The sequence below is a fragment of the Gracilibacillus sp. Marseille-QA3620 genome (assembly GCF_054950035.1).
In genome coordinates this window covers 1,750,428-1,762,500 of record NZ_CM143102.1, presented here as the reverse complement: position 1 = coordinate 1,762,500, position 12,073 = coordinate 1,750,428, and the positions used below count along the sequence as shown (strand labels likewise).

Annotated in this window: 13 protein-coding genes and 1 rRNA gene (1 of these 14 running past the window's edge); 3 read left to right on the top strand and 11 right to left on the bottom strand. The window is 45.0% G+C overall.

Translation table 11 applies throughout. The features are described from left to right. Positions 1-731, bottom strand: a 16S ribosomal RNA gene (locus tag ACY8DX_RS08955); it reaches 825 nt to the left of the window's first position. A 420-nt stretch (positions 732-1,151) separates the two neighbouring features. Between ACY8DX_RS08955 and ACY8DX_RS08950 the strand changes: the two genes are divergently transcribed. After that, on the top strand, positions 1,152-1,325 hold the full coding sequence (locus ACY8DX_RS08950) for a hypothetical protein (protein ID WP_049671188.1): 174 nt from the start codon (positions 1,152-1,154) through the stop codon (positions 1,323-1,325). A gap of 18 nt (positions 1,326-1,343) precedes the next feature. On the opposite strand, the gene ACY8DX_RS08945 is transcribed toward ACY8DX_RS08950, so the two are convergent. Then, complete coding sequence (locus tag ACY8DX_RS08945; RefSeq protein ID WP_462406606.1) at positions 1,344-1,502, bottom strand: hypothetical protein; 159 nt, start codon at positions 1,500-1,502, stop codon at positions 1,344-1,346. Between the two features lie 225 nt (positions 1,503-1,727). On the opposite strand from ACY8DX_RS08945, the gene ACY8DX_RS08940 reads away from it, so the two are divergent. Next, a complete protein-coding gene (locus ACY8DX_RS08940; RefSeq protein ID WP_439801948.1) occupies positions 1,728-2,105 on the top strand; it encodes a VOC family protein in 378 nt (125 codons plus the stop codon). A gap of 322 nt (positions 2,106-2,427) precedes the next feature. Here the strand turns inward: ACY8DX_RS08940 and glnA are convergent, their stop codons facing one another. The 6 genes from glnA to hflX all read right to left on the bottom strand — a co-directional run bounded on the left by glnA (position 2,428) and on the right by hflX (position 8,775). Next, positions 2,428-3,762 (bottom strand): type I glutamate--ammonia ligase, encoded by a 1,335-nt coding sequence (gene glnA, locus ACY8DX_RS08935; RefSeq protein ID WP_462406605.1) that lies wholly within the window; start codon positions 3,760-3,762, stop codon positions 2,428-2,430. 41 nt (positions 3,763-3,803) lie between these two features. Next, entirely contained in the window at positions 3,804-4,205 is a 402-nt protein-coding gene (locus ACY8DX_RS08930; RefSeq protein WP_049671193.1) for a MerR family transcriptional regulator, read from the bottom strand. A 207-nt stretch (positions 4,206-4,412) separates the two neighbouring features. Next, positions 4,413-4,844, bottom strand: coding sequence for a metallothiol transferase FosB (gene fosB, locus ACY8DX_RS08925; protein ID WP_439801949.1), 432 nt, complete (start codon positions 4,842-4,844; stop codon positions 4,413-4,415). Positions 4,845-5,004: 160 nt separating this feature from the next. Beyond that, positions 5,005-6,087 (bottom strand): mechanosensitive ion channel family protein, encoded by a 1,083-nt coding sequence (locus ACY8DX_RS08920; RefSeq protein ID WP_462406604.1) that lies wholly within the window; start codon positions 6,085-6,087, stop codon positions 5,005-5,007. A gap of 160 nt (positions 6,088-6,247) precedes the next feature. Further along, complete coding sequence (locus ACY8DX_RS08915) at positions 6,248-7,510, bottom strand: methionine gamma-lyase family protein (RefSeq protein WP_049671195.1); 1,263 nt, start codon at positions 7,508-7,510, stop codon at positions 6,248-6,250. 14 nt (positions 7,511-7,524) lie between these two features. Next, positions 7,525-8,775, bottom strand: coding sequence for a GTPase HflX (gene hflX, locus ACY8DX_RS08910; RefSeq protein ID WP_049671196.1), 1,251 nt, complete (start codon positions 8,773-8,775; stop codon positions 7,525-7,527). A 123-nt stretch (positions 8,776-8,898) separates the two neighbouring features. On the opposite strand from hflX, the gene ACY8DX_RS08905 reads away from it, so the two are divergent. Further along, positions 8,899-9,510, top strand: a complete 612-nt coding sequence (locus ACY8DX_RS08905) for a trimeric intracellular cation channel family protein (protein ID WP_049671197.1) — start codon at positions 8,899-8,901, stop codon at positions 9,508-9,510. 14 nt (positions 9,511-9,524) lie between these two features. Here the strand turns inward: ACY8DX_RS08905 and spoVK are convergent, their stop codons facing one another. The 3 genes from spoVK to miaA form a co-directional block, all read right to left on the bottom strand. Beyond that, complete coding sequence (spoVK, locus tag ACY8DX_RS08900) at positions 9,525-10,478, bottom strand: stage V sporulation protein K (protein WP_462406603.1); 954 nt, start codon at positions 10,476-10,478, stop codon at positions 9,525-9,527. Positions 10,479-10,758: 280 nt separating this feature from the next. Beyond that, positions 10,759-10,986 (bottom strand): RNA chaperone Hfq, encoded by a 228-nt coding sequence (hfq, locus tag ACY8DX_RS08895; protein WP_049671198.1) that lies wholly within the window; start codon positions 10,984-10,986, stop codon positions 10,759-10,761. 29 nt (positions 10,987-11,015) lie between these two features. Further along, a complete protein-coding gene (gene miaA, locus ACY8DX_RS08890; protein ID WP_462406602.1) occupies positions 11,016-11,966 on the bottom strand; it encodes a tRNA (adenosine(37)-N6)-dimethylallyltransferase MiaA in 951 nt (316 codons plus the stop codon). Between the last annotated feature and the right edge of the window lie 107 nt (positions 11,967-12,073).

The following is a 12,073-nucleotide window of genomic DNA, read 5'->3' as shown; positions in this document are numbered from 1 at the left end:
TGGTGTTCCTCCACATCTCTACGCATTTCACCGCTACACGTGGAATTCCACTCTTCTCTTCTGCACTCAAGTCCTCCAGTTTCCAATGACCCTCCACGGTTGAGCCGTGGGCTTTCACATCAGACTTAAAGGACCGCCTGCGCGCGCTTTACGCCCAATAATTCCGGACAACGCTTGCCACCTACGTATTACCGCGGCTGCTGGCACGTAGTTAGCCGTGGCTTTCTGGTCAGGTACCGTCAAGGTGCCAACCTATTCGAATGGCACTTGTTCTTCCCTGACAACAGAGCTTTACGACCCGAAGGCCTTCTTCGCTCACGCGGCGTTGCTCCGTCAGACTTTCGTCCATTGCGGAAGATTCCCTACTGCTGCCTCCCGTAGGAGTCTGGGCCGTGTCTCAGTCCCAGTGTGGCCGATCACCCTCTCAGGTCGGCTACGCATCGTCGCCTTGGTGAGCCGTTACCTCACCAACTAGCTAATGCGCCGCGGGCCCATCCGTAAGTGTTAGCTAAAAGCCAACTTTCCCTCTGACACCATGAGGTGTCAGAAACTATTCGGTATTAGCACCGGTTTCCCGGAGTTATCCCAATCTTACGGGCAGGTTGCCCACGTGTTACTCACCCGTCCGCCGCTAATCATCCGGGAGCAAGCTCCCATCTGATTCGCTCGACTTGCATGTATTAGGCACGCCGCCAGCGTTCGTCCTGAGCCAGGATCAAACTCTCCAAAAGATGTTTGATCTAGCTATTAAAAATAAAACATTGACGAGAGTTAAACTCTCAAGTTTTAAGACTTGCTTAGCGTTTCGTTTTGTTTAGTTTTCAAAGAACAATCTTTTTTCAATCGCCTTAGCGACCTTATTTATTATACTCTCATCACTTCTTAAAAGCAAGAACTTTTTTAAAAAGTTTTTATCTCGTTTTTCAGAAGCAACTTTTATATAATACCTGCTTTTCTTCTTTTGTGCAAGACTTTTTTAAAAAGAATTTATGTCATCCCTCTCCACTAAGAAGCGACTAGAGAATAATAGCATGATACCTCGTTATAAGACAATGGTATTTATTTCAAAACACATAACCCCTTCCCTAATGAGACATATTAATCCCAGTGTGTTCTGCACACTCACTAACTTCGATGTGGAGGAATTCAAATTGAACATTCGTGAAGGTTTAATTCCAGCCGTATTAGGTTCTGCCGTCACCGCCGGAGGATATGCATTTAAACAAATGCGAGGCAGCAACAAGATGATTGCCGACACAGTGATTGGCTTCGGTTTGGCGCATATCGTTTTAGGCGCAATTGATTTGGTAGAACATCGCAGTTAGACAAAGAAAGAGAGCGTTTCATATGCTCTCTTTCTTTTCTTCATCGTTCGTTAATTGATTTAGATAATCGATGTACAGATGATCATACTTTTCAATCTCTTCATGTTGAATCACCTGTCTTGCTCGTTCAGCCATCGCTGCCTTAAGAACTCTTCTTATTTTTTGCATAATTTTCATTTCTGCCATCTTATCTAACAATCACTCTATTCTTCTATTAATCTGCCCGATAACTGGATTGTCACATTATAATTCGTTCAATAGCCTTCGCCAACACGAATATTTTTCCACATCTAGCTGCAACAAACCCGAAAGCATCCTTTTCCTGTATTTCAAAAAGAAAAGGGAATTCCCACTTTCATCTCGAATAAATAATACCGACAGCTAAACAAAGGAGGAATCCCTATGCATTCTTCACCACTTTCATCCAAGATCAACAATGTATTCATTCATGTCAGCGACCTGAAGAAATCCTCTGAATGGTATTGCAGACTGATTGGCGCACCCTTCCATATAGAAGAAGTTAAATCACCCGTATACAATATTCCCGTCACATCTGAGACAGGTCTGACATTAGATGACCATCGTTTCGATCCCGGATTTGAACTAAATCCCTCCAGCCATGTTCTTTTCAACCTGTATGCAGCAGACATTGATGAAGCCTATCATTATGTGAAAGGTACAGGAGCAGTGATTACACGGGAGATCGAGAGAATCGGAGAATTTGCGTATTTCAACTTCCAAGATCCAGATGGGAATGTACTAATGATATGTACTCATTAATGGTTTACGATTTTTTCTTTGATACAGACCGTCTTTTTGCCAAAACATATAATGCTCACGAAACCAAAGGACAACTCGAAGGAAGCTAGAGGCAACGACAGGCCAGAACTGAAGCTACATAAAACGAAGAAATATAAGACCCGGCATTGCTTAAAGAGCATCGCCACGAACGCGGCCGCCGCTGTCAACCCTAATAAAACCCACTCAGACAAACTCATAGCTTCCCACTCAATCAACTTAGCACCAATCTATTTTTCTATTATTTCCCACCCCCAGTCAAACAAAAACCCCTGACACCAATGGTATCAGGGGTACTTTATTCTTAATACATTTGCAGGTATTGCTCTCTTTCCCATGGATGCACTTGGGTGCGGAACATATCCCATTCAATCTCTTTCGCTTCAATGAAGTGCTCAAGGATGTGCTCTCCTAGCGCATCAGTGATGACTTGGTCACCTTGAAGCTCTTGAAGGGCTTGGTATAGAGTTGCCGGCAGGTCTTTAATGCCCTCCTCAGCGCGCTCAGCTGCATTCATGACATAGATGTTTCTGTCAATTGGCGCTGGAGCTTGTTTGTTGTTTTTGATTCCGTCTAATCCGGCGCTCAATAGAACAGCCATTGCCAGGTATGGATTTGCTGTCGGGTCAACACTGCGCACTTCTACGCGTGTGCTCAATCCGCGAGAAGCAGGGATACGGACAAGCGGGCTGCGGTTGCGTGCGGACCATGCAACATAGCAAGGCGCTTCATAGCCAGGCACAAGGCGTTTGTATGAGTTAACCGTTGGGTTTGTCACGGCTGTGAAGGCAGGAGCATGTTCGATAATTCCTGCGATGAATTGGCGAGCGGCATCGCTCATTTCCAATTCTCCTTCTTTATCATGGAACACGTTTACACCTTCATTGAATAAGGAAAGGTTACAGTGCATTCCGGAGCCGTTAACACCGAATAATGGTTTCGCCATGAATGTTGCGTGCAAGCCGTGCTTTCTGGCGATTGTCTTAACGACTAGCTTGAAAGTTTGGATTTGGTCACAAGCTGTGACTGCATCTGCATATTTGAAGTCAATCTCGTGCTGACCAGGAGCAACCTCATGGTGAGATGCTTCGATTTCAAAGCCCATCTCTTCAAGTTCAAGCACGATATCGCGGCGGCAGTTTTCGCCAAGATCAGTTGGCGCAAGGTCAAAGTATCCGCCTTTATCATTCAGTTCAAGCGTCGGCTCCCCTGCCTGATCTAATTTGAACAGGAAGAATTCCGGCTCAGGCCCTACGTTGAAGTTTGTGAAGCCAAGTTCTTTCATTTCGCCTAAGATGCGTTTAAGATTCGCACGGGGATCTCCGGAAAATGGCGTACCATCTGGATTGTAGATGTCACAGATCAAACGAGCCACTTTTCCTTTTTCAGCAGTCCAAGGAAAAATAACCCATGTATCTAAATCTGGATATAGGTACATATCAGATTCTTCAATACGGACAAATCCTTCAATAGAAGATCCGTCAAACATCATTTTGTTGTCTAAAGCTTTGTCGAGCTGACTTACTGGAATCTCTACATTCTTAATCGTTCCCAAAATATCCGTGAACTGTAAACGAATAAATTTGACGTTTTCCTCTTTCGCTAACTTTCTAATATCGTCTGCAGTATATTTCCCCATTTACCTCTTCCTCCTTGAATGTGAATCTCATTTATTTAAATTTAATGAAAAAACCGGTGCATGTCTCCTGAACGAGCGCCTCCTCTTGTCGTGAAGCGTCCCGCTTGCAGAAGCTCATCTCGCAAAAGCTTGCGAAGCTGGGCATCTGTCAGCTCAGGCTTTGGCGTTTCTTTCGGCTCGTCCTTTTCTTCCGAAACGACCTCAGAACCACCAAGGATTTTCTTAATACCTGCCATGTTGATTCCTTGGTCAAGCAACTCCTTGATCTCAAGCAGACGGTCGATGTCATTCAATGAAAACATTCGCCTGTTGCCCTCTGTTCTGGCAGGCTGTACTAACTCATGTTCCTCATAATAGCGAATCTGCCGCGCGGTTAAATCGGTCAGCTGCATAACAATACTCATTGGAAAAAGTGGCATCGTTCTTCTAATGTTACCGCTCACCACTGCCTCCTCCTTAATCATTAATAGGATAATTATAGTGTATGGTATGTAAATTTAATTGTCAATTCCATGTTAGGTTTTCTTACATACTTTTTGATCGAACGATTGCGACTTTTTTCATTTTTCCTTAATCCACCACACTTAAACCCTTTTATGTCCTTTTCTTCCGAGAAACATGGCATACAGGTCTTTTTTATCATCCCTAGATCAATCGTCATCCAAATAAAACGTCATATGCCCTTTCTCTTCCCGATAATAGTCGAGTCTTTCCTTGAGAGTGCCTGTATGGAATTCAAATTTATGCCCATCCAGATCGGTGAAATAGATGGAACGCCGATCCCTCCTATCCCGCTCTCTCCCCTCAAGTATATTCACATTAAGCTTTTTCAGCTTTTCCAGCATAGGCTGAAAATCTGCTTCATCGATTGAAAAGGCAATATGGGTATAGGACTCATTGATTTCCTTTCTGGGAATACCACCCTCCTCATTCAAGGCAAGCCACATTCCATTCAAATCAAAGTAGGCGGTCGTCCTCCCCTTGACAAGCAACTTTGCGTCGAACACCTGCTGATAAAATAAAATGGAGCGATTTAAATCAGACACAGAAAACAATAAATGATTAATCCCTCTGATTGTCATAATTTCTCCCTTCCCCTTTACCTGGCAACAATTCTGATTATACAGAAAATTAGGTGTAAATCTGTGTAACCCGCTTTATTTTCATAAAATATTCACCATTCTGCATAAATAATGGGCTTCTTCCGATGAAGAAACCCATTGATGCCTAACCTATTCATTTCTAATCTAGCGCTTTCGCAAACTCTGAATCTTGGTCCACATATACCCTCCTGCTAGGTAAGGCAATGGCAGCGCCCTCTTTCTCGAGAAGCTCCACAATCTTCAGATTCAATTCCTCTTTCACCTGCAAATAATCGGACCATACGGTTGTTTTCGTAAACAAATACACCATGATGCTGAAGCCCATTTCATTGAAATGGTCAAACTTCACAAGAATGGTTTCCGGATGGACCTCATCATTGTTCTTTAGATACATCTCAATTTCACTGACAATCCTTTGCAGCTGGTCCTTCGACGTATCCGGAGCAAGTGTGAAATGGTAGCTGATTTGCCTTTTGCCCATCTGGCTCCAGTTCGTGATCGGGCCGTTTGCGAGCGTTGCATTCGGCATCGTGACCACAGCCTGCGCAAACGTTCGGATCTTCGTGCTCCTAAAGGAGATGTCTTCAATCGTCCCCTCTACATCTGGCGTCATGACCCAGTCCCCAATCTTAAAGGGCTTCTCGGTAATGATGACAAAGCCGCCCAGCAAGTGGGATAACGCATCCTTAGCCGCAAATGCAATAGCTACACCGCCAAGTCCTAATCCAGCAACAAATGTGCCGATGTTGTAGCCAAACTCAGAAGCAATCATACTAAAACCAATCGCGAAAATGATAAAGCGGAGTGCTTTAGAGAAGAACGGCACTAATACATCGTCTGCATCCAGCATATAACGGCCTTTCATTCGCGTGAAAATAGCCGAGGAAGAGGCCGCAAGATTATATAGCCCCCAGCCGAGGAAGATGATGACAGATGATGACATAATCTTACGGAAGAAATCACTTTTCTCATTAAAATACGGGAAGTATTTAGCGGAGAAATACAGCCCGATAAACAAGAACCCCCATCGAATGGGCTTCTCAAAGGCTAAAAATATATTAGTCAATAATTCTGTCGGCGTCTTTTTCGCAACCCTTAACATGAGAGCGAAAACATATTTGGCGAATAGTTTGCGGAAGATGAGGAACAGCAAGAAAACCCCAATGGAAATTCCTAAGTCTATCCAAAATTCCGTTTCAAGGAATATACTCCACTTAATCAACGTTGATTACCCCCTGTTCATGATTTGACTATGATAACATATCTATCCATCATTGTGCATGAATGGCACACAGATAAGAGCAGCTTGTTTTCACGCGTCAAAAAAGCGGGCGGAAAACCCATTTGAGTTTCCCGCCCGCTTCATTCAACATGGATTTTAATCAGATCATTTTCTTCTCTATTAAGCGATCAATCGCCGTACAAACGGCAATCTTAACATGTGAATACGTCAATCCGCCTTGCACGAAGGCTGTGTATGGCGGACGAAGCGGACCATCTGCTGTCAGTTCAATACTCGCCCCTTGGATGAACGTACCAGCCGCCATAATGACATCATCCTCATAGCCAGGCATATAGGCCGGGTATGGGGTAACATGCGAATTTACTGGTGAAGCATACTGGATTTCCTGACAGAAGGCAACCATCTTGTCCCTGTCATGGAATTGGACCGCTTGAATCAAGTCGGTACGCGGTTCCTGCCAGGATGGCGTTGGATTGAAGCCCCAGCGCTCTAGCATTGCTGCTGTGAAGAGAGCTCCCTTAAGCGACTGCCCTACTACATGAGGAGCAAGGAAGAACCCTTGATACATCTCAAGCAGACTGTAAAGGGAGGCCCCTGCTTCTGCCCCGATTCCAGGGGATGTAAGACGGAAGGCGCATCGCTCAACCAAGTCAGCACGTCCTGCAATATATCCGCCGGTTTTGGCGAGACCGCCGCCAGGGTTCTTGATAAGCGATCCTGCCATCAGATCGGCCCCGACATCTGTCGGCTCCATTCGCTCAACAAACTCACCATAGCAGTTGTCCACAAACACAACGACATCCGGCTTGATTGTCTTAACGAATTGAATCATTTCCTTGATCTGGTCAACGGTAAAGGATGGGCGTGTATCATATCCTTTCGAACGCTGAATGCCAATCATCTTTGTAGTCGGCTTAATCGCTTGTGCAACAGCCTCATAATCAATCTGCCCTTCCTCAGTCAAACTAACGGATTGATAACCAATTTGGTATTCACGCAAGGAGCCAACGCCGCTTCCCCTGATGCCGACAATCTCCTCCAGTGTATCGTATGGCTTGCCTGTCATATAGACGAGTTCATCACCCGGACGAAGTACACCGAATAAACAGGTGGAGATGGCGTGTGTTCCTGAAATAATCTGCGGGCGGACTAGGGCCGCTTCAGCAGAGAACACATCCGCATAAATGCGCTCCAATGTATCTCTACCAATATCATCATATCCATAGCCAGTCGAAGGATTGAAATGAGCATCGCTCACCTTATTCTTCTGAAAGGCACGGAGTACCTTTGCGGTATTGTAATCCACTACTTCCTCAATTTCAGCTGTCCGCTCACGGATCAGCTGTTCTGCTTCACGAACGGTTTCTCTAATTTTCTCGCCGTTCTTTAATTGTTCAAACATCTTAATACCTTCTTCTATTCATAATTTTTGATAACACTCATGATGGCATGATCCGTTAGGGCAAGACCCTCAATGGCATAGGTTTCATTCGCTTCATTGAATTCCCTTGACTTCACAATTGTCTCCTCCTGCAGCCGGGAAATGATTTTCCCTTCCCTTGCCGGAATCATGACCGCATATGGCTCCATAAAGCTCTCCACCATCTTCTCCATTTCAGCAAGCAGGATGTGAATATCCTTCTCTTTGCGCGCAGAGATATGGATGGATTTCTCTCGTGAGGTTGGCACAAATCCCGGGTCGGCAATATCCTTTTTATTATAGACAATCAGCTGCGGGATCTCCTCTGCGCCAAGGTCCTTAATGATCTTCTGGACCGTCTCCTCATGATGGAAGGCGTCCGGGTGGGAGGAATCAACCACATGCATGATGGCATCAGCCTCAGTCACCTCTTCTAGAGTAGAACGGAACGCAGCAACCAGGGAGGTCGGCAGGTCTTGAATGAAACCGACCGTGTCACTGATCAGAATTTTGTAGCCGCTTGGCAGCATACATTCGCGCGTCATAGGGTCTAGTGTCGCGAATAATTGGTTCTCCTCATACGAATCGGCCTCTGATAATTGATTGAACAACGTTGACTTACCGGCATTTGTATAACCGGCAAGCGCCATTTGGAAGCGGTTATTGCGCTTGCGGCGCGCACGGTAGCGCTCGCGGTGCTTCACGACGGCTTCAAGCTGACGCTTAATTTCATCAATCCGGCGGCGGATATGACGGCGGTCTGACTCAAGCTTCGTCTCACCCGGTCCTCTCGTCCCGATTCCGCCCCCTAAGCGGGAAAGCTCTGTCCCCTGCCCGGCAAGGCGAGGAAGCATGTATTGTAGCTGAGCAAGCTCGACTTGCATCTGCCCTTCCTTCGAGCGGGCGCGCTGGGCAAAGATATCCAAAATCAGCTGGGTTCTGTCGACAATCCGCACACCCAGCTCCTTGCCAAGATTGCGGATTTGACTTGGGGAAAGCTCATCATTAAAGATGACAACATCAGGCTCGAGCTCTTCCACGAGCGGAATCAGCTCATCCACCTTTCCCTTCCCTATGTATGTCGCCGGATGGGGCTTGACGCGCTTTTGTGAAATCGTCACCAATGCCTTTCCTCCAGCTGTCTCAGTCAAGGACTCAAGCTCATCCATCGAGTACTGGAATCGCTCATCCTCCACACCTTCTCTTTGACAGCCGACAAGTATCGCTTTTTCATATGTTTCTTCCATCTGTTCACTTCCTATATACGATGTCATTTTCTTATCATACCAAAAAAATAAACCGTTCCAAACCTCCAAAGTAGGTGATATTATAAAATAGTTCATTTTTTAAGGAAAAAAAGAGGGATATAGATGAGTTGGGATTTATTAAGTATCATTGGGACAATTGCCTTTGCCATCAGTGGTGCACTTGTCGCTATGGAAGAGGAATATGATTTGTTCGGCATATATTTATTAGGGTATGTAACAGCGTTTGGAGGAGGGGCGGTCAGAAATATCCTGCTCGGAATTCCCCTTGCCCAGTTGTGGCATCAGGATCAATTATTCTTGATTGCCTTTATCTCGATCGGATTGACCTGCCTCTTCCACCGGTCACTGCTTCCCCACTGGAATAAATGGGGGAATTTCTTTGATGCGATCGGCCTCAGTGCATTTGCTATACAAGGAGCTTTGAAAGCTGTAGAGATGGATGCGCCAATTGTGGCAGTCACATTTGCGGCCATTCTTACCGGAAGCGGCGGCGGCATCGTCCGAGATGTACTGGCAGGACGCAAGCCCATCTTGCTGCAATCAGAGATTTACGCCATTTGGGCTGGGATTGCCGGGCTTCTCATCGGCTTTGGCCTATTGACGTCCAACATACAGCTATTAATTCTATTCCTAATCGTCACGGCCCTTAGGATGCTGTCCTACTTAAACAACTGGCAGCTGCCAGTTGTCCGGATGCAAAAAAGCAGCGATTAATCGCTGCTTTTCTATTATACCTCTGATTCAAAGTCCAAATCACTGCTCCTGAGTGTCATTAATTCCTTCCGGTCATATTGATCACTCATCAAAAGGCGCATCGCCTGGGTTCGAATGGCCCGTTCTATGATATTACGAATATATCGCCCATTCGAGAAGGTTGACAATCTAAGAATACTTGTTAATGCATACAAATGTTCACGGAGCTGCCTGCTGGCATCGAGTGAAAAAGCATACTGCCTCTCTGCGAGCATTCTTGAGGCAATCTCCATTAATTGATCGACCGAGTAATCCGGGAAATCAATCACGATAGGAAAGCGTGAATGGAGGCCTGGATTCAAGGTGAGGAAATGATTCATTTCCTGCGAATAGCCAGCAAGAATCAGGATGAACTCATGCTGACGGTCCTCCATATGCTTGACAAGCGTATCGATGGCTTCCTTTCCAAAGTCCTTCTCTCCGCCTCTTCCAAGCGAATAGGCCTCATCCACAAATAGAATGCCTCCAATCGCCTTCTTTACTAGGTCACGTGTCTTTTGTGCAGTATGACCGATGTACTCCCCGACAAGGTCTGCCCGCTCCGCCTCTATTAGATGCCCTTTGGATAATACATTCATTTTCACGAATAATTTCCCAATCAGCCTTGCCACCGTTGTCTTCCCTGTGCCCGGGTTCCCCTTAAACATCATATGCAAAGCTTGTTTTTGCGTTTTCAGACCAGCCTCTTCTCTTTGCTTATTCACATAGATCCACGCATATATTTCCTTGATCACACGTTTCATTTCCTCCATGCCGACCAATTCATTCAGTTCTTCCTCTATTTCCTTTAAAGCAATATGGTGGGAAGGAATTTCCCGAGTTGGTATCGGCGCTGATATGAACGGCTTCTCAAGCTTCTTTGAGTGGTCATTCTTTAACACGACGTTGATTTGTCCATTATTTCTCACGCGCATCGGCTGCTTTTCCACCTTATCACCTCATTATGCCAAAGCTTCTCCTCTTCTTTTCGACAATTCTTAGTCAGAATCGGACACCAGCCCTCTTTATCTTACATGGAAATTGCTATTTCTCCGGCGCAGGCAGCTCCATTGTCACATTCTGCGCTTTCCCGGAAAATAATTGCCTTCTTTTATATCTATTCCCCTGGAGCCAAATAAAGACGTAAAAGATGCTCCTTACTCCCAATCTTCCATATAACCAAAAAACAGGCCCAGGAATATTCCTGGAACCTGTTTTTTCTATCAGTCCTTAACCTTCAAGGTCAATTTGTACATTTTTTTGAGGAGCAAAAGTAGAAATCGCATGCTTATACACCAGTTGCTGCTTGCCCTCTGTTTCGATTAAGACAGTGAAATTATCAAAGCCCTTGATAAGCCCTCTTAACTGAAACCCGTTTAATAGGAAAATGGTAACAAAGATGTTTTCCTTGCGAAGCTGATTCAAAATTTGATCTTGAATGTTAATTCCTTGTTTCATTATTTTTGCCTCCTCATTTCTCTCTATATTTATCTATTCGCTTTTAAGCGCAGCATTCCTGCCACATAAGCGGATATTTCTTCTATTTTATCATCGATATGGTCTATATCGGACATATCGAACCAATTTACATCCATTTTATTACGAAACCATGTAAATTGTCTTTTTGCGAACCTTCTTGTGTTCTGCTTAATAGCTTCTGATACTTGTTCTATTGTTTCTTTCCCTTCAAAATATCCATTAAACTCCTTATAGCCAATCGCCTGCAAGGATTGTGTTTCCATTAATCCACGGTCGTAAAACCTCTTGACCTCATCGACTAAACCAGCCTTCATCATGATATCAACTCGCTGATTGATTCGGCTGTACAACAAATCCCGCTCCATCGTCAATCCAATGACGGCTGCATCGTAATTCTCCGTTTTGTCCGCGGATTGCTGCTGTTCACTGAAACGCACACCTGATGTGTAATAGACCTCAAGCGCCCTAACGACCCGCTTGACGTTATTAGGATGAATCTTCTCAGCCGCTTCCGGGTCAATCTCTTTCAAGATTGCATATAAAGCGTCCCGTCCCTCTGTTTCAGCTTTTTCTTCCAGTTCAGCTCTGATTTCGGGGTTTGCAGCGGTTTCCGGAAATTGATAATCATAAAGCACCGATTGAATATAAAGTCCCGTTCCGCCTACGATAATAGGGATACGCCCCCTGCTCGCAATGTCTGCAATCTCCCTTTGGACTGCTTCCTTGAATTCATAAACCGTATAGGATTCGCCTGCTTCCCTCTCATCAATTAAATGATGCGGAATACCTACAGCCTCATCTTCACTGATTTTTGCTGTCCCGATATCCATCCCTTTAAAGATCTGTGCAGAATCTCCACTGATGATTTCTCCATCAAACCGCTTTGCCAGTTCAATCGATAGCTTGGTCTTACCAACCGCTGTCGGTCCGATGATGACGATTAGTTTTTGTTTATCCATATGTATTTCTCACTGCCCTATATCTTTTTTATTATCTTACCATAAAACGGGATATGAACGAATAATGTTAATGGATACCTGTCCATTATGGACAGCAGATTTTGATA